This is a genomic window from Aquaspirillum serpens DSM 68, from assembly GCF_000420525.1.
Lineage (GTDB): Bacteria > Pseudomonadota > Gammaproteobacteria > Burkholderiales > Aquaspirillaceae > Aquaspirillum > Aquaspirillum serpens.
The window spans coordinates 49,442-74,805 of record NZ_ATVC01000003.1 but is presented as its reverse complement, the minus strand read 5'-3'; the positions used below and the strand labels follow the sequence as shown (position 1 = coordinate 74,805).

The 25,364-nt window shown below is 52.8% G+C and carries 23 protein-coding genes, 1 tRNA gene and 2 pseudogenes; 11 read left to right on the top strand and 15 right to left on the bottom strand.

Annotated features, from left to right (window positions below; translation table 11 throughout):
* From lnt to miaB, 5 genes and pseudogenes are all read right to left on the bottom strand, one after another.
* On the bottom strand, nucleotides 1–1,485 hold the full coding sequence (gene lnt, locus G465_RS13025) for an apolipoprotein N-acyltransferase (protein WP_022652667.1): 1,485 nt from the start codon (nucleotides 1,483–1,485) through the stop codon (nucleotides 1–3).
* Nucleotides 1,485–2,325: pseudogene (locus G465_RS0101275) on the bottom strand (CorC family transporter). Before G465_RS0101275 ends, lnt begins: the two are co-directional and overlap by 1 nt.
* A gap of 5 nt (nucleotides 2,326–2,330) precedes the next feature.
* Nucleotides 2,331–2,843 (bottom strand): rRNA maturation RNase YbeY, encoded by a 513-nt coding sequence (ybeY, locus tag G465_RS13020; RefSeq protein ID WP_022652665.1) that lies wholly within the window; start codon nucleotides 2,841–2,843, stop codon nucleotides 2,331–2,333.
* A complete protein-coding gene (locus G465_RS0101265) occupies nucleotides 2,840–3,802 on the bottom strand; it encodes a PhoH family protein (protein WP_022652664.1) in 963 nt (320 codons plus the stop codon). The genes ybeY and G465_RS0101265 overlap by 4 nt, the downstream gene beginning before the upstream one ends.
* On the bottom strand, nucleotides 3,799–5,166 hold the full coding sequence (gene miaB, locus G465_RS13015; protein WP_022652663.1) for a tRNA (N6-isopentenyl adenosine(37)-C2)-methylthiotransferase MiaB: 1,368 nt from the start codon (nucleotides 5,164–5,166) through the stop codon (nucleotides 3,799–3,801). The genes G465_RS0101265 and miaB overlap by 4 nt, the downstream gene beginning before the upstream one ends.
* Nucleotides 5,167–5,331: 165 nt before the next feature.
* On the opposite strand from miaB, the gene rstA reads away from it, so the two are divergent.
* From rstA to ychF, 6 genes are all read left to right on the top strand, one after another.
* Nucleotides 5,332–6,075, top strand: coding sequence for a two-component system response regulator RstA (gene rstA / locus G465_RS0101255; RefSeq protein WP_022652662.1), 744 nt, complete (start codon nucleotides 5,332–5,334; stop codon nucleotides 6,073–6,075).
* A complete protein-coding gene (locus tag G465_RS0101250; protein ID WP_022652661.1) occupies nucleotides 6,076–7,392 on the top strand; it encodes an ATP-binding protein in 1,317 nt (438 codons plus the stop codon).
* Between the two features lie 38 nt (nucleotides 7,393–7,430).
* Nucleotides 7,431–7,507, top strand: a tRNA-Met gene (locus G465_RS0101245).
* A 228-nt stretch (nucleotides 7,508–7,735) separates the two neighbouring features.
* Entirely contained in the window at nucleotides 7,736–8,002 is a 267-nt protein-coding gene (locus G465_RS0101240) for a type II toxin-antitoxin system RelB/DinJ family antitoxin (protein ID WP_022652660.1), read from the top strand.
* Nucleotides 7,989–8,270, top strand: coding sequence for a type II toxin-antitoxin system YafQ family toxin (locus tag G465_RS0101235; RefSeq protein ID WP_022652659.1), 282 nt, complete (start codon nucleotides 7,989–7,991; stop codon nucleotides 8,268–8,270). Before G465_RS0101240 ends, G465_RS0101235 begins: the two co-directional genes overlap by 14 nt.
* A gap of 129 nt (nucleotides 8,271–8,399) precedes the next feature.
* The gene (gene ychF, locus G465_RS0101230; RefSeq protein WP_022652658.1) at nucleotides 8,400–9,491 is read left to right on the top strand and encodes a redox-regulated ATPase YchF; all 1,092 of its coding nucleotides are present in this window, start codon (nucleotides 8,400–8,402) and stop codon (nucleotides 9,489–9,491) included.
* Nucleotides 9,492–9,655: 164 nt separating this feature from the next.
* Here ychF and G465_RS0101225 read toward each other — a convergent pair whose 3' ends face one another.
* Nucleotides 9,656–10,222 (bottom strand): transposase, encoded by a 567-nt coding sequence (locus G465_RS0101225; protein WP_022652657.1) that lies wholly within the window; start codon nucleotides 10,220–10,222, stop codon nucleotides 9,656–9,658.
* Between the two features lie 146 nt (nucleotides 10,223–10,368).
* Here G465_RS0101225 and G465_RS0101220 point away from each other — a divergent pair, with 146 nt between their 5' ends.
* From G465_RS0101220 to G465_RS0101205, 4 genes are read left to right on the top strand one after another with little or no spacing between them, the layout of a single operon-like run.
* A complete protein-coding gene (locus tag G465_RS0101220) occupies nucleotides 10,369–11,631 on the top strand; it encodes an MksB family condensin complex protein (protein WP_022652656.1) in 1,263 nt (420 codons plus the stop codon).
* Nucleotides 11,628–12,242 carry a condensin complex protein MksE gene (locus G465_RS0101215; RefSeq protein WP_022652655.1) on the top strand — a complete coding sequence of 205 codons (615 nt, stop codon included), beginning with the start codon at nucleotides 11,628–11,630 and terminating at the stop codon, nucleotides 12,240–12,242. The genes G465_RS0101220 and G465_RS0101215 overlap by 4 nt, the downstream gene beginning before the upstream one ends.
* Nucleotides 12,242–14,995 (top strand): Mks condensin complex protein MksF, encoded by a 2,754-nt coding sequence (locus G465_RS0101210; protein ID WP_022652654.1) that lies wholly within the window; start codon nucleotides 12,242–12,244, stop codon nucleotides 14,993–14,995. Before G465_RS0101215 ends, G465_RS0101210 begins: the two co-directional genes overlap by 1 nt.
* 2 nt (nucleotides 14,996–14,997) lie before the next feature.
* Nucleotides 14,998–15,864, top strand: a complete 867-nt coding sequence (locus G465_RS0101205) for a DUF7281 domain-containing protein (protein ID WP_022652653.1) — start codon at nucleotides 14,998–15,000, stop codon at nucleotides 15,862–15,864.
* A 12-nt stretch (nucleotides 15,865–15,876) separates the two neighbouring features.
* Here G465_RS0101205 and G465_RS13010 read toward each other — a convergent pair whose 3' ends face one another.
* The 9 genes and pseudogenes from G465_RS13010 to G465_RS0101160 form a co-directional block, all read right to left on the bottom strand.
* The gene (locus G465_RS13010; RefSeq protein WP_022652652.1) at nucleotides 15,877–17,562 is read right to left on the bottom strand and encodes a diguanylate cyclase; all 1,686 of its coding nucleotides are present in this window, start codon (nucleotides 17,560–17,562) and stop codon (nucleotides 15,877–15,879) included.
* Between the two features lie 223 nt (nucleotides 17,563–17,785).
* On the bottom strand, nucleotides 17,786–19,039 hold the full coding sequence (gene murA, locus G465_RS0101195) for a UDP-N-acetylglucosamine 1-carboxyvinyltransferase (protein ID WP_022652651.1): 1,254 nt from the start codon (nucleotides 19,037–19,039) through the stop codon (nucleotides 17,786–17,788).
* A 1-nt stretch (nucleotide 19,040) separates the two neighbouring features.
* Entirely contained in the window at nucleotides 19,041–19,277 is a 237-nt protein-coding gene (locus tag G465_RS0101190) for a BolA family protein (protein ID WP_022652650.1), read from the bottom strand.
* A 32-nt stretch (nucleotides 19,278–19,309) separates the two neighbouring features.
* Nucleotides 19,310–20,065, bottom strand: coding sequence for an ABC transporter permease (locus G465_RS0101185; protein WP_022652649.1), 756 nt, complete (start codon nucleotides 20,063–20,065; stop codon nucleotides 19,310–19,312).
* A complete protein-coding gene (locus tag G465_RS0101180; protein WP_027405057.1) occupies nucleotides 20,065–20,973 on the bottom strand; it encodes an ABC transporter ATP-binding protein in 909 nt (302 codons plus the stop codon). The genes G465_RS0101185 and G465_RS0101180 overlap by 1 nt, the downstream gene beginning before the upstream one ends.
* Before the next feature lie 107 nt (nucleotides 20,974–21,080).
* Nucleotides 21,081–21,545 carry a SixA phosphatase family protein gene (locus G465_RS0101175; RefSeq protein ID WP_022652647.1) on the bottom strand — a complete coding sequence of 155 codons (465 nt, stop codon included), beginning with the start codon at nucleotides 21,543–21,545 and terminating at the stop codon, nucleotides 21,081–21,083.
* A gap of 89 nt (nucleotides 21,546–21,634) precedes the next feature.
* Nucleotides 21,635–22,534, bottom strand: coding sequence for a cysteine synthase CysM (cysM, locus tag G465_RS0101170; RefSeq protein WP_022652646.1), 900 nt, complete (start codon nucleotides 22,532–22,534; stop codon nucleotides 21,635–21,637).
* A gap of 123 nt (nucleotides 22,535–22,657) precedes the next feature.
* Nucleotides 22,658–23,392, bottom strand: a pseudogene (locus tag G465_RS0101165) (YoaK family protein); the annotation flags it as partial.
* Nucleotides 23,383–23,871, bottom strand: a complete 489-nt coding sequence (locus tag G465_RS0101160) for an Lrp/AsnC ligand binding domain-containing protein (protein WP_022652644.1) — start codon at nucleotides 23,869–23,871, stop codon at nucleotides 23,383–23,385. The gene G465_RS0101160 and the pseudogene G465_RS0101165, both read right to left, overlap by 10 nt.
* Nucleotides 23,872–24,043: 172 nt before the next feature.
* On the opposite strand from G465_RS0101160, the gene G465_RS13005 reads away from it, so the two are divergent.
* The gene (locus G465_RS13005; protein ID WP_022652643.1) at nucleotides 24,044–25,348 is read left to right on the top strand and encodes a D-amino acid dehydrogenase; all 1,305 of its coding nucleotides are present in this window, start codon (nucleotides 24,044–24,046) and stop codon (nucleotides 25,346–25,348) included.
* Nucleotides 25,349–25,364: the final 16 nt, after the last annotated feature.

Here is a 25,364-nt window from a genome sequence, read left to right as displayed (position 1 = left end):
TCAATGGTGATCAAAAGGTCGGCGATAACATAAGCTCAAAACAATCGCCAGTAATAATGCAATAAGCACTGGCCAATTTCCCCACCTTAAATAGGGGGTTTCACCTTGTCTGCCTTGTACCGAGGTTTCTAGGCGCGCATTGTGAAATTGAGGCAGTGATTGTAACACTTGCCCTCGTTGGTCAATCACTGCTGTGAGGCCAGTATTCGTGGCGCGTAGCATCGGGCGGCCGGTTTCGAGTGCCCGTGCTTGCGAGAGCTGGAGATGTTGTTCTGCCGCCGTAGAATGACCAAACCACGCCAGATTCGACACATTAGCCAGCAACGTGGCTGAGCGCGCCCCCGCGAGCAATTCTTCGCCAAAACTGTCTTCATAACAGATATTGAAAGCAATGCTTTGATCGGCGACTGTAAACGGCTTTTGTTCTGCCCCTCCCCGCGCAAAGCCCGACATTGGCATATTCATATAGCGGTATAACCAACCAGTCAGCCACGGTAGAGGGACATATTCACCGAAAGGCACCAGATGTGCTTTGCGGTATTGTTGTGTGGGTTGGGTGAGAGAAATTACCCCGTTGTAATCACCGCTGCTATCGCGCAATGGAATACCGGTGATGACTTCTTTTCCCTGCTGCTGTAATAACGCTTGCAGTGGCTGTAAGTAATGGGCCGGTAATTCATCATAAAAAATTGGTAAGGCGGTTTCAGGCAAGATCACCAGCTTGGCTGGGCTTGCTGTCATGTGTTGGGTGTAGGTGTCGAGGGTATGGGCAAAAATCGTCGGTTCCCATTTCAAGGTTTGTGGAATATTGCCCTGCACCAGACTGATACTCAGCGGTTTACCACTGGCTTCTGTCCACTGAATATGGCTCAGCCCCCAACTACCAGCCCATACCACCGTCAGACCCAATGCTACCCACTGTCGGTGTTTGGGGTGTTGCCATAGTAAAACCAGTGCGCCGGCACTGGCGACCACAGCCCAAGTGACGGCATAAATACCAAATAACGGTGCTAAACCTGCTAACGGCCAATTGGGGATTTGGCTATAACCGAGCCCACCCCAAGAAAAGCCGGTTAACAGCCAACCGCGCATCCAATCGAATAAAGTCCATAAGCTTGGCAAGGTAACTAGCCATTGCCAATAGGGATTACGCCATGACAGTTTTTGCGTCAAATACACGGCAGCCGCAGGGAACAACGCCAGCCATGCCGGTAACAAGGCAACCAACGGAATGGCAAACACCGCCGGCAAGCCTGCAATGTCATGTAGGCTGTGATAAATCCAATAGAAGTTGGCACAGTAGGCACTGAGTGCCCATAGATACATTCCACGTGTGGCCTGTGCTGGGCTGTGTCGAGGTAGGAGCAATAAAACAGCGGCCAGCAGACAGGGCGCAAGATAGCCTTGCCGAAATGGCGCAAATAAAACGACAGACAGCGCGCCCAAAAGGATGAGCGCGCCATAGCGGCTAAGCGTGGCTGGCATCAGGAAGAGGGGGTAGTGTGATGAATGCGTTGCACTTGTAAGGTGTGGATGCGGCGACTATCGGCGCGCAACACCAAAAATTCTAGCTCACCGATTTGAATACTCTCTCCACGCTTGGGCAGGTGGCGGAATTGCGAAACCACCAGTCCACCGACGGTATCATAATCTTCATCGCTAAACTCAGTGCCAAACACTTGGTTAAAGTCGGCGAGCTCGGTGACTGCTTTGACGCGATAGAGACCATTTTTTTGCGGGACAATATGGTCTTCGGTTTCATCAAAGTCGTATTCATCTTCGATGTCACCCACAATTTGTTCAATCACGTCCTCGATGGTGACCAATCCGGCTACGCCACCGTATTCATCGACCACGATTGCCATATGGTTCCGTGTTTCACGAAATTCACGCAATAGTACATTGAGCCGTTTTGATTCGGGGATAAATACCGCTGGCCGTAGGCTATCGCGTAAATCGAAATCGTCAGGTGTGGCGAAGTAACGCAGCAAGTCTTTGGCAAGCAAAATGCCCAGCACTTGATCTTTGTTATCACCAATCACAGGAAAGCGTGAGTGGGCGGTTTCCATCACAAAGGGCAGAAAGTCGGGGACGGCTTGATCAACTGAAAGCACGTCCATCTGACTGCGCGGAATCATGATGTCACCGACACACAACTCGCTGACCTGTAACACGCCTTCGATCATGGCGAGGGCGTCGGCATCGAATAAATTGCGATCAAAAGCCGAGTGCAACAGTTCGATCAGTTCTTCTCGGTCTTCTGGTTCACGTAATAAAAAGGCGGAAAGGCGTTCCCAGCCAGGACGGTTTACTGGGATCGTCCATGAGGGTCAATTGCGCTCCGAAGCGTAAGGGTCCGCATATCCTAACCGTGCTAGGATGGCTGTTTCAAGTGCTTCCATGGCTTCTGCCGAGGTATCGTCTTGGTGATCCATCCCTTGCAAGTGCAAAACACTGTGTACCGTCATGTGGGCATAGTGTGCTAACAAGGGTTTATTTTGTTCTGCCGCTTCGCGGACAATGACCTCGTGGCACAACACAATATCGCCCAATAACGGTAATCCGACGAAGGCGAACATATCATCTCCCCCTTCGTGCAACGCAAAGGTCAACACATTGGTTGCATAGTCCTTGCCACGATAGTCGCGGTTTAATAAACGACCTTCTTCCGCATCAACCACCCGAATCCCAATTTGCACATGGCGAATACGATGGTTGAGGGCGGCTTTAATCCAACGGCGGAATTGGCGCAAAGTGGGCCGCTCGCCGTGGTCAACCGTACAAACAAAGTCGAGTTCTAAGGTCGCGGGTTGATAGCGATAGCGTTGTTTCGTCGTTTTCACTGGCTTTCCTCTTTCGCCGGCGGTTGCTGCCATCGGTCGTAGGCATCAACAATTTTTTGTACCAAAGGATGGCGTACCACATCATCAGATTGGAAGTGATGGAAACGAATGCCGCGCACCTGCGCCAAAATTCGTTCTACTTCTACCAAGCCGCTTTTTTGATGTCGTGCTAAGTCGATCTGGGTGATATCACCAGTAATCACCGCTTTTGAACCGAAGCCAATGCGGGTTAAGAACATTTTCATCTGTTCCGGTGTGGTGTTTTGCGCTTCATCCAAAATAATAAACGCTTGGTTTAAGGTGCGTCCGCGCATATAAGCCAGTGGTGCTACTTCAATCAGATTTTTTTCAAATAGCTTACTGACGCGGTCAAACCCCATTAAATCGTACAGCGCATCATAAAGTGGCCGCAGGTAGGGATCGACTTTTTGTGCCAAATCACCGGGTAAAAAGCCTAGTTTTTCCCCTGCTTCTACAGCCGGTCGCACCAAAATAATCCGTTTTACCGCATCACGCTCCATCGCATCGACTGCACAGGCTACTGCCAGATAGGTTTTGCCAGTGCCGGCTGGGCCAATGCCAAAGGTGATGTCATGTTCGGCAATCGCCTTAATGTATTCATTTTGGCGCGGTGTGCGACCGCGTAGCTCGCCTTTGCGGGTCAATAACACCGGCACACCAGCCTCTTGCCCATTTTGGCCTAGCGTGGAGCGTTTCAGCTCAACCAGCCCCAGTTGGATATCTTCCACCTCTAGTGGACGTTGTGCCCGTAGATAAAAGGATTCGATCACCTGCGCCGCTTCGCGTGCGCGATTACCGACAATCTTGAAACGCTCATTGCGCCGCGAGATGGCAACATCCAATGCGGTTTCGATTTGCTTGAGATTGTCATCTAATGCGCCGCATAAATTTTGCAAGCGCAGGTTGTCAACGGGTGTGAAAGCAATGTGTTCTATCACAGGGCAACACCTTGCCCCACACTAGCGGTGGATTCAGTTTCTTGTGTGACCACTTCTCCGGCTAGAGAGTGTGGGAAGGCTTGTGTGATGCGGATATCGACCATTTGACGAATTAAGCGCGGGTGTCCAACAAAGTTAACAACGCGGTTATTGGCCGTGCGCGCTGCTAATAAATTCTCACCGCGTTTTGAAACGGCCTCGACCACGACTCGCTGCACCGTGCCAACCATGCTTTGGTTAATGGCATAGCCATTGGCCTCGATCACTTCGTTTAAGGCTTCTAACCGCCGTACTTTTTCTTGATGTGAGGTATCGTCGCTGAGGTTGGCAGCGGGGGTACCGGGGCGGGGACTGTAGATAAAGACAAAGCTAAAATCAAATGCCAAATCTTTGACCAGCTTAAGCGTGGCGGCAAAGTCTGCTTCGGTTTCCCCAGGGAAGCCAACGATAAAATCAGACGATAAATGCAAATCTGGGCGCACAGCGCGCAATTTGCGGATGATCGATTTGTATTCCAATGCGGTATAACCGCGTTTCATCGCGGCTAAAATGCGGTCTGATCCTGATTGCACTGGCAAATGTAAATGGCTGACCAATTTCGGCAATTTTTCATAACAGGCAATTAAACGGTCGGTAAACTCGCGTGGGTGGCTGGTGGTAAAGCGAATCCGTTCCACCCCTGGAATTTCATGCACATATTCCAGCAACAAGGCAAAGTCGGCGATTTCGCCATCAGCCATCTCACCCCGATAGGCGTTGACGTTTTGTCCAAGCAAGACAATTTCTTTCACCCCTTGTTGTGCCAGTCCAGCAATTTCCACCAGCACATCATCGAGTGGGCGCGAGACTTCTTCGCCTCGGGTGTAGGGCACCACACAGAATGAGCAATACTTCGAGCAGCCTTCCATAATCGACACAAATGCTGAGCCGCCTTCAATGCGCGCCGGTGGTAAGTGGTCGAATTTCTCGATTTCGGGGAAGGTAATATCAATCTGTGAGCGACCGGTGGTTTGTTTGGCACGGATCAGCTCTGGCAGACGGTGTAGGGTTTGTGGGCCAAACACGACATCGACAAACGGTGCGCGTTTGACGATGGTATCGCCTTCTTGTGAGGCAACACAGCCACCGACACCAATCACTAAATCGGGTTTGAGTTGTTTAAGATGGCGAATGCGGCCTAAATCGGAAAAGACTTTTTCTTGTGCTTTTTCGCGTACCGAACAGGTGTTAAACAGAATCACATCGGCTTCTTCGGGATTGTCTGTTTTTTCTACGCCGTGTTCTGCGTCAAGAATATCGACCATTTTGTCCGAGTCATACTCGTTCATCTGGCAACCAAAGGTCTTAATGTAGACTTTTTTCATCATGTCTTAGCTAGAGAGTGCCGACAATTGGCAGAACAGCCAATTTTGTGAGTGGCAAGAATGAGTTAACCGCTAAGTTTAGCACAGCCCTGTGCCGGTGTTGCTCAAGCCGCGTTAGAATGCGATGGTTAAACGATAGACAAAAGCAAAAGGTGGAACAAAGATATGCAGCAGCGCATCGTTTTCGTCGAGGATGACCGCGACTTAGCCGAATTGATCGGCGACTATCTGCGTAGCTATGGCTTAGACGTCACTCATATTGATCGTGGTGATACCGCTGTCGAGGCGATTTTGGCCGACCCACCTGATTTGGTGATGCTCGATATTATGTTACCGGGTAAAGATGGCCTGACTGTCTGCCGTGAACTGCGCCCTAAATATGCGGGGCCGATTGTGATGCTGACCTCGCTCAATAGCGATATGAACCAGATTTTGGGTTTTGAATTAGGGGCAAGCGATTATGTGTTAAAGACGACACCGCCCTCGGTATTGCTGGCGCGGTTGCGGGCGCACCTGCGGCAACAAACCACCCAAGCCCCCGCCGCCGTGATGCAAACCACCACCGGTACCCATGATGCGCGGGCGGTGCTAGATTTTGGTAGCTTGCAAATCGACAGCATTAACCGCAGCGTGCACTACGCCGGTGAATCTATTTCACTGTCTACCGCTGATTTTGATTTACTGTGGTTGTTGGCCTGTCATGCCGGAAAAGTGTTATCACGAGAAGATTTATTATTCTCCTTGCGTGGCGTGCATTACGATGGGCTGGATCGTTCGATTGATGTTGCTGTTTCGCGTTTACGTAAAAAATTGGGCGACGATCCTGCCGAGCCAAAACGGATTAAAACCATTCGTCACAAAGGCTATTTGTTTGCTGGTGATGCGTGGCGCAACGATCCGGTGGCATAGATGAAACGGGTTTTCTTGCGGTTTTATCTTGGGGTATTGGCTTTTTTCCTGCTCTCGGCCTTGGTGGTGGGGGGGATTTATAAGCATGTCTTAAAAGAAAACAACCGCCGTTATTTGGCCGATGTTTTCCAAACCACATTAACGCTGATTGAGATTGAACTGCGCGAGGTGCCAGAACAACAATGGCCGCAACGGGTCGCCAATCTACGACAACGGCTCGATTTACCGATTGCGATTGAAACCCTAGATCGTTATGTGCTCAATGATGAACACAGCCGCTCTTTAATCGCCGGTGGCATTGTGTTGTTACCCGAGCGCGATGTTTATGTGCAACGTATCCCCAAAAGTGATTCGGTGTTGACGATCGGGCCGGTGGATTATCTGTTTTTTGCTCGTAAGTTAAATTGGATTGATGTGTTAGCGGTGTTGTCGTTGGCGTTAGCATTAGGGGTGCCGGCATTTTTATGGCTGCGTCCTTTGGTACGCCATGCTCGAGAATTATCGTTGGTTTCACAACAACTCGGGCAGGGGCATTTTTCTGCCCGCGCCCATCTGCCTGATACTTCACCTTTGGCTGATCTGGCGCAGGCGATTAACCACATGGCGCGCAGTATGGGCGAGATGGTGCAAACCCGAAAAACGCTGATTGACGGCATTTCACACGATCTACGCACACCCATTGCGCGCTTGCGCTATCGCCTAGAAGCCCTGCGCGGCACCACCCCCGACCCGCTGGCGCAAAAAATCATGCACCAAATTGAGCGTGATTTAGACAACTTAAATGAGATGACCGAAGAGTTATTGATTTTTAGCCGTCTGGATCAACCGGAGATGAGTCTAGAACGGCATCCGGTAGCAATGTTGCCGTGGTTAGAGCAGATTTTGGCTGAATTGAGCTGGCAACAAGCTCCCCCAGCCATTCAAAACCTCACAGGTGATGAAGATCCGATTGCTGCTATCGACACCTATTATATGGGGCGGGCAGTGATGAATTTGGTCAATAATGCGCGCCGTTATGGTGAGTCGGCGGTCGAGATTCGTTTAGTGCAACAGCAAGGTCAAACCCAGATTTGGGTTGATGATGATGGGCCGGGAATTCCTGTCCATGCTCGTGAAACCGTATTGCGGCCCTTTGCGCGTCTTGATGAAGCACGCAGCCGCCACACTGGGGGGCATGGTTTGGGGTTGGCGATTGTGCAAAAAGTATTAGAAGGCCATCAGGGGCAGGTGTTGATCGAAGATGCACCGTTGGGTGGAGCGCGGTTGATTTTAAGCTGGCCGACAGAATTGATCGAAAAATCTGCATTGGGGGCTTGACATCACCTCTAAAGCATTCTAATATGCACTCCTCGATTGGCGAATTAGCTCAGTTGGTTAGAGCGACGGAATCATAATCCGCAGGTCCGGGGTTCGAGTCCCTGATTCGCCACCAGAATTTAAGAAAAGCCCAGCACACGCTGGGCTTTTTTGCGTTCTGTGCTTCCTACCGTATGCCGCCTTGTAACCCACTGCGTGGAAAATCTTGGGTTTAGATTGAGGTCAAGAGCGTGAATAGCCTAATTGAGGTGTTTGCTGTTCACCGCGTCAGCAGGTTCGATTTTTGATTTGTAGTCTCAGTATGACTACAATCAAACTTCTAAAACCTTCAAGTGAAATGACCATGGCTACCTCCAATACCTATGTCCGAGCCCGTATTGATGCGCATACTAAGGAACGTGCCGCTGATGCGCTGGAGGCAATGGGCTTGTCTATCTCTGATGCGATTCGTTTGCTGATGTTGCGCATTGCTGATGAACGCCGGATGCCCTTTGATGTAAAGGCCCCGAATGCCACTACGCGCAAGGCCATTGCCGAACTCGAGGCCGGAAAAGCAGAGCGTTTTGTCAGCGTTGATGACCTGATGAAAGACCTACATGCGGATGATTGAGCGTGCCACAGCCTTCAAACGCGACTATAAGCGCGAGGCCAAGGGACTGCATCGGGCTACACTTGATAGTGATTTGAGGTCTGTTCTCATGGTGCTCGTGACCGACCAGCCACTTGATGCCAAATTTCGCGACCACGACTTGAGCGGAGATTGGGCAGGTTATCGTGAATGTCACCTTAAGCCCGACCTCCTGTTGATCTACCGCAAGCCGGATGCTGACACGCTTCGATTGGCTCGCCTTGGCTCCCACAGCGAACTGTTCGGTTGAGTCTGTTGGACCGAGGCAAGGAATCCCCGCTCTTTAGGGAGGGGAAGAAGTCAAGAATGATACAATCTGCCGTGGTACAGACCATTTAACTCGGTCTTGTTGATTGATATTTTCTCAAGGATTGTAAGCATGAGTTTGAAATGCGGCATTGTCGGTTTGCCTAACGTAGGTAAATCAACGCTATTTAACGCCCTCACCAAAGCCGGCATCGAAGCCGCAAATTATCCGTTTTGTACGATTGAACCGAATGTCGGGATTGTTGAAGTGCCTGATCCTCGGATGGCTGAGCTGGCCGCGATTGTTAAACCACAAAAAGTACAACCCGCGATTGTTGAGTTTGTAGACATCGCCGGTTTAGTGGCTGGTGCTTCACGCGGTGAAGGCTTAGGCAATCAGTTTTTGGCTAATATCCGCGAAACCGACGCCATTGTGAATGTCGTGCGTTGTTTTGATGATGATAATGTGGTGCATGTGGCGGGTAAGGTTGATCCGATTGCTGATATCGAAACCATTGGTACTGAGCTGGCGCTGGCGGATTTAGCCACAGTGGAAAAAGCGATTATTCGTGATGGGAAAAAAGCGAAATCGGGCGATAAAGAAGCGATTCGGCTGATTGCCATTTTAGAAAAAGTCCGCGCCCATCTCGATCAAGGTTTGCCTGTTCGTAGTTTGTCGTTAGATGTAGAAGAAATTGAGCTGTTAAAACCGTGCTGCTTGTTAACGATTAAACCAGCGATGTATGTGGCGAACGTGGCAGAAGATGGTTTTGGTGATAATCCTCACCTCGACCGTTTGAAAGTCTTGGCGGCAAAAGAGGGTGCGCCGGTGGTGGCCTTGTGCGCGGCGATGGAATCGGAAATTGCTGATTTAGATGATGCAGATAAAGCAGAGTTTTTGGCTGAAATGGGTTTGGAAGAGCCCGGCTTAAATCGTCTGATTCGTGCTGGTTATGATTTATTGGGTCTGCAAACTTATTTCACTGCCGGTGTCAAAGAAGTGCGCGCTTGGACGATCCATAAAGGCGACACCGCACCGCAAGCCGCCGGTGTGATTCACACGGATTTTGAGCGTGGTTTCATCCGCGCCCAAGTCATCAGCTACCCCGACTTTATTCAGTTTGGCGGCGAAGCCAAAGCAAAAGAAGCCGGCAAAATGCGCGTCGAAGGCAAAGAATACGTTGTGCAAGATGGCGATGTGATGCACTTCTTGTTTAACGTTTGATTTGCGTTGGTGATTTCAGGCGATTGAATCTGTTTGTCGCTACATTACTGAAATCGACAAAAGCCCCGTGGATACGGGGTTTTTTTATCATAGTAAATAGCACTCGCATTCGGGCACGGGCAGAATCCCGGTGTGCCCAATCCACAGACACTTTCTCACGCAGGCTAATCAGTCCTGATATTTGTAGGGTTCTCTCGATCCAATTCCCATTGCTGCGGATTGTTGATGATGTATTCCCGTATTTTTGCCAGTGAAGTTTCATTGCGGATGATGTGTTCGTAATAGTTGCGTTGCCACACGGGCATGCCTGGTGTATGGCGAAATTCGTTGATGCGTTTGGTAGCGGCAGATTTGAATGATCGAATGATAGTTGGAATCGAACCGGCAACCGGCTTACCGAATTGTTCCGTTGTAGGGGCACGGCGCGCCGTGCCCCTACCATTGATCATGACTACGATGCCGTGGAAATGGTTGGGCATTACCACCCACGCATCCAATCCGATTTCTGGACGAATGTCGGCAGTTTTTAGCCATTCATCGGCAACAATGCGCCCAAGATCATTCAGCTGCATGTTGCCCTCGACAACATTACCAAACAGGCATTCCCGCTCATACGTGCAGATGGTGATGAAATATGCACCGGCCTGCGTATAGTCATACCCATCTAGGCGGATATTGCGGCGGTGGTGGATATCGCAATAAAAGTATGATGAAAGAAAATTTTTCTTCATGACATATTTTTTATTAAAATTTTGAGCTATATGTTTGATATCAAATCATAGCTTTACTGCTGTCATGTGCCACTGATGGGTAATAGCATGTCGTCACTGTATCTCAAACGCCCCCCACGCCTCCACAGTCCGGAGGCTAAATTAACATGATGGCCAACCCTCGCTCGCTGGTCTACGCGCTTTACACCCATTGGGATACCGTGGAGCTTTTGGTGCGGCTGTCGCGCGAGTTTGCCGTGCTGACCAGCGATCAGGTGTTGAACGGTATTGCCAAGGTATCCGGGCAACGGGATGCCGAAGCGCAGGGGACGGTGCTGCGTGCCTTGGTCAATGCGGACATCCTGCAAACCTTGCCGCGCAGCAGCGATCTGCAGCTTAATGCCTATGTGCTGGAGTTCGTGCGCGGCCTCACCCGTGAACATGAGCTGGGCCTGGCTGCCGTACTGCAGGCGCGTGTTGCGGCCATCCGTGAAGCCACCGAAGCACTCAATGAAGGGATGCTCGGGGCCGACATGGATCGCGTGCGCGGAGCCGCCAACAAGCTGGCAGAACTCTTCCGCCAGATCAGTCTGCAGCTCGATCAGGACCGGCACGCGCTCTTTGAGCTGGCGGAAAACGCCAAAAGCGCCGACAGCAGCATGCCGATCAGCCAGCGCTACCGCGAGGTGCTGGAAGCCTACGATCATTATGTGGAGCCGATGAACCAGATGATGGACAGCGGCTTGCAGGGCACTTTCTACCGCTATCTGGAAGAAGCGGAGCGTGCGCTCGACTTGAGCCTAGAGCAATTGTCGGTACAGGGTGCGCTCTACTCGCATCGCCTGCAGTTACGTCAGGTGGCGCACCAGGCCAAGGAGCTGCGGCGCTTTGGCCGGCTGGTTGCGCAACAGTGCGCCGATACACTGCTGCCCCTGCGCGAAGAGCTGCGTCAGCACAACGCACTGACCAGTGCCATCAGCTTGCTGTTGGGGCAGGTGCGCAAACGCGGCCTGCGTCGCGCACTGTCGCGCCCGGCGGATGAGACCGCACTCCCCGTCTGGCGCAATGAGCGCGGTTTCAAATTGCAATTGGGCGATGAGGTACGGGCAGTCATGGCTGCCGCGCACCAATACCAGCCGCAGGCGGTGGCCTTTCCGAAGGATGAGCCTGGCGATGACGCTCCCTTGCTGGAGCAGGTGGACGAAGCCGCTATTCGTGCGCATCTGGCCCGCAGCCTGCCGGTGGAAAATCTGCTCGATTGGCTGCACCGCCATTACGCCCACCTGCAGGATGCCACCCTGCTGCGCCTGTTCCATGACCTGCAACATGAGCCCGGCTGGCAGTTCGAGGCAGCCAGCCAGCCTGAAAAAACCACGCTGCAGACGATTCGCGTCCTGCATCACCCTCATCGTGTGAGTAGCTTGCCATGACGATCCCACACGCTCTGGCAGCCGCTCTGTCGCAAATGCCGGCATTGGCCGAGCTGTTCCGCTTGTTTCTCTCCGGCAAACACCTGAATCGAATGGCCGAGCCCGCGCTGTGGGCGGAGCTGGAACAGCACGAGGCCAGCTATGTCGGCTTGTTTGCCGCGCTGGGGTTCGAACTGCGCCTGGATGCCAGGGGCTTTGCCTGGTTTCACAACAGTGACGCCAACAGCAACATCGGCAAGATCAGCCGCCAGCTGGCCTTGCTGTTCATGGTGATCTTCGATGCCCAGGCCAACGCCGGCAAGGCCCTGCAGCGCTTTACCGATTGGCTGATCGACAGTGCCTGGCTGGCCGAGGTTTACAAGCAACAGCAAGACCTGCTGGATGCCGAGGGCCTCAACGCCGACGCCCTGGTGGAGCTGCTGGGCCGCGCCTGCAACCTCGGCTTTGCCGTGCCAGAGCCAGCGGGCTGGCGACTGCTGCCCGCTGTATGCCGTTACCTCGATCATTTCGAAAGCCTGGCGTTGACGGCCAAGACCGATGGCGACGAAGAGAGCACGCCTGCAGCGGAAGACTGGACTGCGGATGCACCAGACGACGAGGAGAACACCTGATGCAGTACGGGTTCCAACGTCTGGTCCTGCTGGGCAGCGCCGGCTACTCGCGTGCCGAGCTGCCGCTCGATGGTGCGGTCTCTCTGGTGGCGCCCAACAACACCGGCAAGACCAGCCTGATCAATGCCCTGCAGTTTCTGCTGATCATCGACCGCCGCCGTATGGATTTCGGGGCGCACGATGTGGACAAGAGCCGGCGCTTCTATTTCCCCAACAACAGCGCCTATGTGCTGCTGGAGGTGTCGCTGCCGGAGTCCGGCACCGTCGTGCTGGGCTGCGTGGGCAAAGGGGTGAGCTTCGAGTACGAGTATTTCGCCTATGCCGGGCCGCTGAAGGTCGAGGAGTTCTGCCTGCCGGATGGCACCTTGGTGGCACAACCGCAACTGGCCAGCCATCTGGCGAGCTTTGGGCGCAGGGTGTTCAGCTACAGCAGCAGCGAATTTGCCGACATGGTGTATGGCGGGCGCAACCGCAAGTTTGCCAGCGAGCAGGATTTCTGCGTTTTCCGGCTGGAGCACGCCAGCGATGCCAGCGTTTTTCAGCGGGTGCTGACCCGCACGCTGCGCCTGGACAAACTGCGCTCCAGCGAGGTCAAGGACTATCTGCTGCAGATTTTCCGGCGCGATCTGCCGGATGCCAGCATCGACTTCAAGGCGGAATGGGACAAGGCGTTTGCCGACCTCAACGCCGAACGCAGCCAGTACCTGGCCGCCGTGCGGCTGCAAGCCACCTTGAACGAACTGGAACAAAAGCAGGAAGCCCGCCTGGTGTTGCGCGGCAAATTGCTGTGCTGGCGCCCCTTGATCGACGCGGCACTGAGCCAGTGGCAGCAGCATTACGAGACCTGCCAGCAAATTTTGCAGCATGAGTTGGCACAGTGCGAAGTCGAGCTAACCCGCCTGCGCGAACAGGACATACAGGCCGCACGCGAGCAGAATCAATGCGAGCTGGAACAAAAGCAGCTCCGCCAGCAAAGCGAACAATTGCGCGCCTTGCAGCAGCGTTTTGCCTTGATCCCCGACCGCGCCCTGCTGGAAGCGCGCCGGCGCGAGCTGCAGGAACAACGGGATGCGCTGGTGGTACGGATCGGCCAGGCCCAGAGCCGCACGCCTGCGGCCATCGAGCGCGAGCTGGCCCGGATCGAAAGGGAATCCGCGCAGCTGGCGCAGGAGTTGCGCACCCAGGGGCAGAACCTCTATCAGCAACTGGCCGGCGTCGTATCTGCGGAACAACTCAACGCGCTGAACAAGGTGCTGGCCAAGCCGGTACTGACCTTGGACAACGAAGATTTCCGTCTTGATGGCCAGGCCCTGCTGGCGGCCTTGGCCGATGCAGATACTGGGCAACTCAACTTGCCTGGCCTGCAACTGCGGCTGGAAGCCCTGCCGGCACAGTACCAGCAACGCACCTTGGCGGAACTGAGCGAATTGCAGCAGGAGCTGCAGCAACAGCAGGCTCAGCTACAAGAACAACTGGCCACCGCCCAAGCCCTGGAGCAGGTCAAGCAACAGCGCCAGGCATTGGAACAGCAACTGGCACAGCTGGATGCCGAACTGCGAGACTACGCGCAGATGGAGGAATTGCAGCAGGGCGAGGCCGAGCGCAAGACACGGCTGCAGACACTGGCGGAAAGGCTCGCCGAACTCGGCTCCCATTTGGCCCAGTCGGCAGAGCGGCACCGCGCACTGGATCAGCAGCGGCAGCAGCGGCAGCAGGATTTAGCGGCCTTGCAGCAGCAACACCGGCAGATCGAGCAACGCCGTCATCAGCGAGTCGACCACGAAGGCCCCTTCACCTGGCTGGCCGATTTGCTGCACCGCCCCTGGTTGGCCCAGCCCGAGTTCGCGCTGGAGCAACTGGCTGAGCGACTGCAGACCTATCAGGTCGACTGCCGCCAGTTGCTGGAGCTGGATGAGCAGATCCGCCATCTGCTGGGTGAAATCCATAGCGGCGGATTGACCAAGTATCAGTTTGTCGGCGAACCGGAAAGCGAGATTGTTCGTCTCGTTGAATTCGCCCATCACCTGCCGCAGGAAGCCGCAGCCCTGGAAAAGAAGGTACGCTCGGCGGTGGTGAATGTGGCCGCCTGCCTGCGCGAACTGCGCGACGGCCTGTTTGCTTTCAAGCGCCGGATGCGCGAGTTCAACCGCAAGATCAGCGGCCGGCAACTTTCCGATCTGGCAGTATTCAAGATCGAACCCGAAGACGAAGCCATTCTGGTCGAGGCCATCGAGCTGCTGATCAATACCGCTGCGACGGTGGACAGTGGCGAAACCTTCGAGCTGTTCAACCAGCAGAGCGTACTCGACGATGATCAACTCAATCGCGCCAAGACCCTGCTGATCGAAGAGGGCAACGCCCGCCACGGCCTGCGCGTGGCCGACCTGTTTCGCCTGCGCTTCTGGGTCGGCAAGGCAGACCGCGAGCCGGAAGCCTTCGATGACCTCGACAGTGCCGCCTCCAATGGCACCGTGCTGATGGCCAAACTGGTGACGGGGCTGGCGATGCTGCATCTGATGCAGGATCAGCGTCGCCCCATCCAGGGCATCTGCTATCTGGACGAGGCACTGGCCCTGGACGCCCGCAATCAGCGCTGCCTGATCGACACGGCGGCGGAGTTCGGCTTCTCGTTGATTTTTGCCTCGCCCGCGCCGCTGACGACCGTGCGCTACTGCGTGCCGATTCACACGCGCAACGGCAGCAACCAGATCAGCCGCCATAGCTGGCAGGTCATCGAACCGCTGGATGCCTGAGTATGGATCGAACCCTGCGCGCAGCCTTGCTCAAGCTGCATGGCCAACAAGCCCTGCCGGCCAGCTATTTCACCGCCGCTCAGCGCAGCGCTCTGGATCGCTTTGCCCGGCAGACAGGAGCGGTAATCTGCCAGCGTCAGGGGCGCGGTGATGTTTACCGTGTCAGCGATCCGCGACTATTCGATATCCATCTGAGCGCACTCTCCCCCCAAGTCGGGATGCTGGCCACGGACGACCTGCCGCTGCGGGCGCAACACATCGCCCACGCGCGCGACAGCAAAGCGCGCAATCATCAGCATGAGTGCTACTACCCCTTGTTCAAGGCCGTTGGCGAAAAGGTTCTCTGGCGGCAAGGCGAACACGGGAGCGAACTGCCACTCAGCCAGCTCACGCACCACTTCGGGGCTGCCAGCCTGCGCATTGAAACTGGCGACACCTGGCAAAGCGGGCAGCCGCTCTGGCTGGTGGAGAACCAGGCGCTGTTTGACCGCACGGATTGGCTGCCAGTAGGAACGCAAGCCACCCTGCTGTACTACGGCGGACAGCTTGATGGCCGGCTTCTCGCTTGGCTGGGGCAGCGCCCGCGTGCAAGCCATGTCGTACTGTTCCCGGACTATGACGGCGTGGGGCTGGCCAATTTCGCGCGACTCTTTGCGCAGCTTGGCGACACTTGCGAATGCTGGCTGATGCCCGACTGGCAAAGCAAACTGGCACGCTATGGTAGCCAGCGGCTATGGCAGGATACGCTTCGGGAGTTCACCAGTGCTGTTCTGCAGTTGCCTGATTATCTGGGCCCGCTAACCGAACAAATGCGCCAATCCGGACTGGCGCTCGAACAAGAAGCGGTTTGGCTACCTGTCATGACATAATTGTTGCGTAACTTAGTCGTTAAACAAAGTCGCGATGCGGACTTGGTTACGGCCACCGTGTTTGGCGCGGTAGAGGGCGCGGTCGGCTTGGCGAATGAGCTGGGTGGCGTCGGTGGCGGCGCTGAGATCGGCAATGCCACAACTGAACGTCACATGAAACGCTTGTTGCTCTGCCGTCTGTTCCAACTGCGAAAAATCCTCACGCAGCGTATCCATCACCTTCGCTGCCTGTTCTGCATCAGCACTCGTCAGCAACACCCCAAACTCCTCGCCCCCAAAGCGACCACAGACATCGGTACAACGCAAGCGACGCTCTAAAAAACGGCTTAACAAGCGCAACACGCGGTCACCGGCAGGATGGCCATAGGTGTCATTCACATGCTTAAAGTGATCGATGTCGATCATCGCCAAGCTTAATGGCTGTTGTAGACGGCGGGCACGGGCGATTTCAATATTGATTTGCTCTTTAAAGCGCGTGTGATTGAGCAAGCCGGTGAGACCGTCACGCACAATATGTTGCCGAATGTGTTGGTGGCGCAAGGTGCGCGTGCGAACAGTGGAAATCAAAAAACTCGGGTCAACCGGTTTGCTGATGAAGTCATCACCCCCTAAACGCATGGCCTCTAGCTTAGCGGCAACATCGGTTTCTGCCGATAAATACACAATCGGTACACTGATAAATGCCTCTTGTTGCCGAATAATCTGTGCCAGTTCCGTGCCGCTGCAATAGGGCATATACATATCAATGAGCAGCAAATCGGGCTCGAATTCTTCCAAATTCTCCAGCACCGTCATCGCATCTAATACCACCCGTACCTCAAACCCACCTTGCCGCAAAACCGAGGCATAAAAGCGGGCCATGTGTTCCTGATCTTCAACAATCATCACCCGCAACGGTGGTAAATCAGTTAAACGAGTCAGACGATCTACTGCATCAATCAACACCCCAACATCCACCGGCTTATTGAAAAAAGCACTGCCACCGGCCCGCAACGCAGCAAGACGGGCATTGATATGGTTGTGGTTACACAGAAAAATAATCGGGGTTTCATCATCTGCCGCATGGGGCAGTCCAAGATTATTCAGATAGGCCTGATAGGAAATGGGTTCGCGGTCGTCGGTGTCGATCAAGATAGCGCGTGGTTTTTGAAACAGAAAATGCTCACAGCTATTCTGTTGTTGACCATGCGCAATACTTTCCACTTGATAGCCGAGATAGCCAAATTGACTGCTTAAGTCGCGCCCACCGTGTGAATTCTCTTCGATTAACAACAGAGCACGTTCAGGATTGCCATGCTCTGGTGTTAATAAAAAGGCGGTTGAGCGTTCATTGACTGGGCTGGGGGCAGGCTTGTGCACGGTGGCTTGTCGCAATACCTGTAGTGCATCAAAAGCAGGTTTCCATGCCGCTGATGTGTTTTGAACTAAACCTTGGTCTAACGCTAAACGCTCACACAAATATTGCTCAATCAGGCGTGCGCCACGCATCACTTCAGGAAAACCAAAGGTTTGGGCGGATGAAGCCAAAGAATGGGCAAGCTGTTTAGGGAGCTGTAGATCGTTGACTTGTCCACTGCGCCGCGCTTCTTCGAGCGTCACGCCGAGGGCATCGATTTTGCTATTTAAATCTCGCACATACAGGTTACGCAGTGCGTGCAGCTTGACATCAAAGTTATCCGAATGGGAAGAGTCGCTCATGGGGAAGATTTCATGCGAAGAATGAAGGCTTGTTGCTGTTATCTGCGATTTTTTGATTTATGTCAAGTTTAATGGAAACGTCAAGAAACAACAAAAAAACAGCATGACTTCTTAATGACTGCTGGAAACTACGGTATATCTACTATTTTTTGTATTTTTTATGGTAAATATAAAAACCGGAGCGGGGCTCCGGTTTCTCGATGAATCAGCTATTTGTCTTAATTTAACGATTCAGCCGTTCTACTTTAGCGCCAACTGCGCCAAGTTTCTGTTCAATATGCTCATAACCGCGATCAAGGTGATAGATGCGATCGACGATGGTGTCGCCCTCTGCTACCAATCCAGCAATCACCAAACTGGCCGAGGCGCGTAAATCGGTTGCCATCACCGTGGCGCCCGACAGTTTTTCCACACCACGCACAATCGCTGTATTGCCTTGCACCTCGATATTCGCGCCCATCCGTGCCAGCTCGGAAACATGCATAAAGCGGTTTTCGAAAATGGTTTCGGTGATGATGCCAGCGCCTTCGGCAATGGCGTTCATTGCCATAAACTGCGCTTGCATATCGGTTGGGAAAGCGGGGTAAGGCAGGGTGCGGATATCAACGGCTTTCGGACGGCATTTCATATCTAATGAAATCCAATCATCACCGGCTTCTACCACACAACCGGCTTCCACCAGCTTATCTAACACCACATCCATATCGCGGGCCCGTGCCTGGCGTAACACAATATGGCCTTGGGTCATGGCGCCAGCGACAAGGAAGGTGCCGGCTTCAATCCGGTCAGGCATGATGGCATGTTCCGCACCATGTAAACGCTCAACGCCTTCAATCACCAAACGATCCGAGCCAATCCCAGAAATTTTTGCGCCCATTTTGACCAAGCATTCGGCCAAGTCTGACACTTCTGGTTCGCGGGCGGCGTTTTCTAGCACGGTGGTGCCATCGGCCAACACCGCCGCCATCAATAAATTCTCGGTACCCGTCACGGTAACCATATCCATCACAATGCGGGCGCCTTTGAGCTTACCTTTGGCTTTGACATAACCATGCTCAATGGCAATTTCCGCCCCCATCGCAGCGAGGCCTTTGATATGTTGATCGACAGGTCGTGAACCAATCGCACATCCACCCGGAAGCGAAACCGAGGCCTCACCAAAACGAGCGAGAGTCGGGCCCAGCACCAAAATAGATGCGCGCATGGTTTTGACCAAATCATACGGCGCACAGGTGTCGTGGATATTGGCCGAGCACAGTTCAAACTCGTGCACATTGTCGGTCATCACCCGCGCCCCCATGCCTTGTAACAGCTTTTGCGTGGTACGCACATCGCGTAGCTGTGGCACATTGGTCAGGCGCAGGGTGTCGGCGGTCAATAAGCTGGCGCATAAAATGGGCAAAGCAGCATTCTTGGCGCCAGAGACTTTAATCTCGCCTTGGAGTGGGCCGTTGCCAGTGATTTTCAGTTGTTCCATATCAGCGCGCTGCCCATTGTTCAGGGGAGAAAGTTTTCATCGACAGGGCATGAATTTCTTCGCGCATCCGCTCGCCTAACGCGGCATACACTAACTGGTGTTGTTGGATACGGCTTTTGCCGCTAAATGCTGCCGCAACAATCACGGCTTCAAAATGAGCACCATCGCCGCTGACTTCGAGATGGTCACAGGCGAGGCCGGCAGCGATGTAATCGCGAACTTGTTCTGGAGTCACCATAGATTGGACTTCCTTTAAAAATAGGTGGTCGGTTAGTGTCTGAGTTTATAGCCAGATTTCAGTAAATGCAGTGTCAACCACGACAGCACCACGAAACACAGCGATACCACAGTGAAACTTTGCCAAGGGTCGGTATCCCCTACGCCAAAAAAGCCATAGCGGAAACCATCAATCATATAAAACACCGGATTGAGGTGAGAGACGGTGTACCAAAACGGCGGTAGGGTATGCACCGAATAAAACACCCCAGATAAGAAAGTCAGCGGCATGATAAGGAAGTTTTGGAATGCGGCCAGTTGGTCGAATTTCTCCGCCCAAATGCCGGCCACAATGCCTAAGACGCCCAAAATGCCTGAACCCAACACAGCAAAGGTCAATACCCACAGTGGGTGTTCTACCGGTGGTAAGGCCATCCAACCAGTGGCGAGCAACACCCCCGCTCCCACCACAACCCCACGCACAATGGCTGCCAATAAATAGGCAGCAAAAAACTCACGATGCGACAGCGGTGGCAACAGAATAAAAACAATATTGCCGGTGATTTTGGATTGAATCAGGCTGGATGAGCTGTTAGCGAAGGCATTTTGTACCATCGACATCATCACCAAGCCTGGAATCAGAAAGGCGGTATAGCTCACCCCTGCATACACTTCCACATGACGGGAAAGGGCATGTGAAAACACCAATAGATAGAGCAGGGCGGTTAAGACTGGTGCAGCAACCGTTTGAAAGCCCACGCGCCAAAAGCGCAAAATCTCTTTTTTAAATAGCGTCTGAAACCCGTACATCACTGCATTTCCTTGTGCATCATGCTGACAAATACGTGTTCGAGGTCGGTTTCTCGCAATCGCATATCGCGCAAAATCAGTCCTTGCTGGCGCAAAGTTTGTAACAGCGGTTCGAGTGCTTGAATGGAGGGCAATTTCAATACCACACCGCCTTCTTCTTCGCGGACTTTCCATTCTTGATACGGCTCTGGCAAGGTGCCTGCTGGTTCGGTTTTAATCCACAACTCGCGCCCAGCATCGCGGCCCAACAGGGTCGTCTTGTCTTCAAGGGCAATAATCTGCCCAGCTTTTAACATGGCAATGCGTGAACATAGCATTTCTGCTTCTTCTAAATAGTGGGTGGTCAACACAATGGTGTGACCGGCATGATTGAGCTCTTGCACAAATGTCCACAAACTCTGCCGCAACTCAACATCCACCCCAGCGGTCGGTTCATCCAACACAATCACCGGTGGTTTATGAACGAGGGCTTGTGCCACCATCACACGGCGTTTCATTCCGCCGGAGAGCGCCCGCATATTGCTGTCGGCTTTATTGCTCAGTCCTAGCTTGTGCAAAATTTCATCAATCCACGCATCGTTATTACGTAAACCAAAGTAACCGGATTGAAAACGCAGGGTTTCGCGTACAGTGAGAAACGGGTCGAACACCAATTCCTGCGGCACCACACCCAGCGCAGCGCGTGCAGCTCGATAGTCGCTAACTACATCGTGCCCCATCACGCGCAATGCGCCCTGATCGGGGCGTGATAAACCGGCCAAACAAGAAATCAATGTGGTTTTGCCAGCACCGTTTGGCCCTAAGAGGGCAAAGAATTCACCTTGTTGGACAGTAAAACTGACTTGGTTTAGCGCAGTGAACTGGCCGAACCGTTTACTGACGCCCTGCACTTCAATGGCTGCACTCATATCTCGCTCTTTAATCATTGCCCATGCGCGGCAAAAAAGTGGATCAGTATAACGCACACCGCCCAGCACTTAGGCTGGGCGGCGCGGGTTTTTGCTAGATGGGGCGGTTAGCGGCGTGGTTCAAGCAGACCAGCAGCCATCACGCCTTTTAATACGGTTTGTGATACGCCATGCCGCACGCGGTGTTGTAACCACCAGACGGCATCTTTTTTCACCGGCCACATTTGTGGTTCACCACATAACAACTGCGCTACGACTTGCCCAATATAAGGTTGGTGCCCGACTAGCAGCACTGGTCGTTCTGATTCTGGCCAGCCGATAGCCGACAACACCGCTTCTGGTGTGGCATCAGGGTTAATCGCTGGCAAAATTTCATAGCTTTTTGACAGCAAAGCGGCGGTTTGTTGTGAACGCTTGGCTTGACTGACCAAAATGCGGCAATTCTCTGGTAGCCGAGGTCGTAACCATGCGGCCATTTGTCCTGCTTGTTGCTGTCCTCGGCGGGTTAATACCCGAGCCAAATCATTTGAACCTTCTTCTGCCTCTGCATGCCGCCATAAAATCAGCTCCATTCAGTGCCTCCCTTGTTATTTGTCAAATCATTAAGCCTAGCAATAGTACATGACCGCAATAAGTCTATCTTCAAGCACTGGTTACAACTTTAATCGGGAAACAAGCCTGTCGACAAATAGCGATCCCCTCGGTCACAGACGATAGATACAATCACTGCATTGCGTACCTCGTGTGCCAAGCGCAGGGCAACACACAATGCACCGCCGGATGAAGGGCCGGCAAGGATGCCTTCTTCACGGGTAAGACGCCGTGCCATTTCTTCTGCTTCGGCTTGGCTGACATAGGCCATGTGGTCAATGCGTGAGTAATCGCAGATTTTGGGCAAATATTCATCTTCCCACTTGCGGATGCCGGGAATTTGGCTGCCGGGTTCGGGTTGCACACCCACAATTTGAATGGCGGGATTTTTTTGTTTCAGATAGGTACTGGTGCCCATGATGGTGCCGGTGGTGCCCATGCTGGAAACAAAGTGGGTCACGGTGCCGGAGGTATCGCGCCAGATTTCTGGGCCGGTGCCCTCGATATGGGCCAAAGGATTATCGGGGTTGGCGAATTGGTCGAGAATCACCCCTTTGCCAGCATCGCGTAATCGCCGCGCTTCATCAATCGCCCCTGGCATCGATAAGGCCGCCGGTGTCAATACCACTTCTGCCCCATACGCTTTCATGGTTAAAACCCGTTCACGGCTAGAATTTTCCGGCATCACCAATACCATGCGGTAACCCATCATGGCCGCTGCCATCGCTAGGGCAATGCCAGTATTGCCGGAGGTTGGTTCGATCAGCGTATCACCGGGGCGAATCTCTCCCCGCGCTTCGGCATGTTGAATCATTGAAAGCGCTGGTCTGTCTTTGACTGAACCAGCAGGGTTGTTCCCTTCTAACTTCACCAAGACGACATTGCTTGGGTCGCCAGTCAGTCGTTTTAATCTGACCAAGGGGGTATTGCCAACAAAGTCTTCAAGCACAGGGAAAATCGGACGCGACATAATCAACTCTATTCAAAAACAAGTAAGAGATAGTGTACCTGAGCCTTGCTGTCGGCTGGCGGCAAGAAGGTTATTTGCTTATGCCGATTCTTGTCATAGGCTATCTTTTTTTTGGCGAATAAATAAAAGGATGTCATCAAAAACTGGGGCGATTGCTAATAAGACTAACAAACAGGCCAAGGGGACGGTGGCGATATAACCGACATATTTAAACCCCAGTGCCCCAAGTACCCCGCCAACAAAGAAAAAAACAGCTAATAGCGATAGCAGAGTCAGACGGGAGCGATTGGCAATAACGGGTGTGATATGTGGAAATTGATGCCTATTCCAATAAGTCAGTTTGCCGAGCTCAATGCCGATGTCAGTCACAATGCCTGTGATGTGAGTCGTGCGGATTTCAGCCTTTGATATTTTGGTGATAACTGCATTCTGCAAACCCATGATAAAGCCTAACAACATGACAGTGAGTGAAACAAATAGCCCGTCAATCTGTGACAATTGTGCTCCCAATAAACCAAAGCACAGCAACAAGACCGCTTCTAGCAACAGCGGTAGTGCATATTCGCTATGCATCTGCCGCCGTCGTGAGTAATTGACCATGATGGCTGAACAAGCCGCACCCACCAAAAAAGACAGCAAAACCCCCAACCCCGCTAATACTGGCCGAAATAGACCCAAAGCCAAATGATCGGCCATTGAGGACACAATGCCGGTCATGTGCGAGGTGTATTGATGAACAGCTAAAAATCCACCGGCGTTGATTGCGCCTGCGATAAAGGTGAGGAAATAGCCAAGATGCCGGTTGGCATCTTGGTTCCTGTGCTTGCCAGTGAGTTTTCTGGAGTAGGTTATAGGCATATGGGCAGTTCTAAAGTCTCTTTTACCTCTTCCATCACGATATAGCTGCGCGATTCTTCTGCTTGCGGCAGTTTCAACAAAATATCGCCAAGTAACTCGCGATACTGTGACATATCCGGAATTCGTGCCTTAATCAGATAGTCAAAATCGCCACTGACTAAGTGGCAATCCAGAATCTGCGGCAGCTTTAATACTTCGCGGCGGAAGGCTTCAAAAATATCGCCCGACTTCGAGGCCAGTTTAATCTCAACAAAGACCAACAACGGTAAACCCAACGCCTTGGGATTGACCCGAGCGCTATAGCCCTCGATTACCCCCTCTCGTTCCAAGCGCCGCACTCTTTCGGTGCATGGTGTGGTGGAAAGCCCAACCTGTTCGGCCAATTCCGTCATTGAAATTCGGCCCTGTTGTTGTAATACCTTAAGGATGCGGCGGTCGAGTTTATCGAGCTCTTTAAAACTGTGGTGCTTGGTTCTCATGTTTTTTCTAAAAACCCAAAAAAATTGCTTAGAAGTGTAATGCAGCTAACAAATAAATGGTGAAAATCACTGCTTTATCCTTCTTATACTACTGCAAATCACTACTGGGCGATAGGGCGTAAAAATCACGCTGGCTTGGTAGATGTCCCCTTTTTGTGCAGGAGTCAGAATCATGAAAGTGCTAGTGCTCGGTGGTGGTGTGGTGGGTATTTCCAGTGCGTATTACTTGGCAAAAGCCGGCTGTGAAGTGACCGTAATTGAGCGTCAATCCGGCCCTGCTTTGGAAACCAGTTTTGCTAACGCGGGACAAATTTCCCCCGGCTATTCAGCACCGTGGGCGGCGCCTGGTATTCCCTTAAAAGCAATGAAATGGCTGTTTCAACGTCATGCACCGCTGGCAATTCGTCCTGATGGCTCTTTAGGCCAACTGAAATGGATGTGGCAAATGCTGATGAACTGCAATGCCAAATCCTATGCCGTCAACAAAGGCCGCATGATGCGGTTGGCGGAATATAGCCGCGATTGTATTAAGGCGTTGCGGGCTGAAACTGGTATTGCTTACGAAGGTCGGCAATTAGGTACCTTGCAAGTATTCCGTACCCAAGCCCAGCTTGACGCCATGCAAAAAGACATCGCCGTCTTGCAAGAATGCGGCGTACCATTCCGCGTGGTGAAACAGCAAGAAATTCCGATGATTGAACCAGCGTTAGCGCGGGTCAATGACAAGTTATTAGGTGCATTACAACTGCCGAATGATGAAACCGGCGATTGCCAATTGTTTACCACCGAGCTGGCGAAATTAGCCGAAAAACTCGGGGTGAAGTTCCGCTGGAATACCTCGGTAAAACGAATGTTGAGTGACGGTAAAAAAATTCGCGGTGCTGAATTGGCCTCGGGTGAGGTGTTTGAAGCCGATCATTATGTGGTGGCGTTTGGCAGCTATTCGACCGATTTCTTGAAATCGCTGGGTATCGATATCCCAGTTTATCCATTAAAAGGCTATTCCTTAACCTTGCCCGTGACCGACAGTAGCGCAGCGCCGGTTTCTACGGTGATGGATGAGACCTACAAAATTGCCATTACCCGTTTTGACCAGCGTATTCGCGTAGGTGGCATGGCAGAAATTGCTGGCTTTGATCTCAGTTTGAACCCTCGTCGTCGTGAAACCTTAGAAATGGTAGTGACCGATCTCTTCCCTCAAGGTGGCGATGTGTCGCAATCGGTGTTCTGGACAGGATTACGGCCAATGACCCCCGATGGCACACCGATTATTGGTGCCACACCACTGGCTAATTTGTCGTTAAATACCGGTCATGGCACGCTGGGATGGACGATGTCGGCAGGCTCTGGTCGTGTGCTGGCAGATTTGGTGACCGGTCGCCGTCCTGATATTCAAATTGAGGGCTTATCGATGGCGCGTTACAGTCAACACGGTGCCGCCGGCATGGGCAAGCAACCACAGACTGCTTTATCCTAAGCATTTTTTGAAGGTC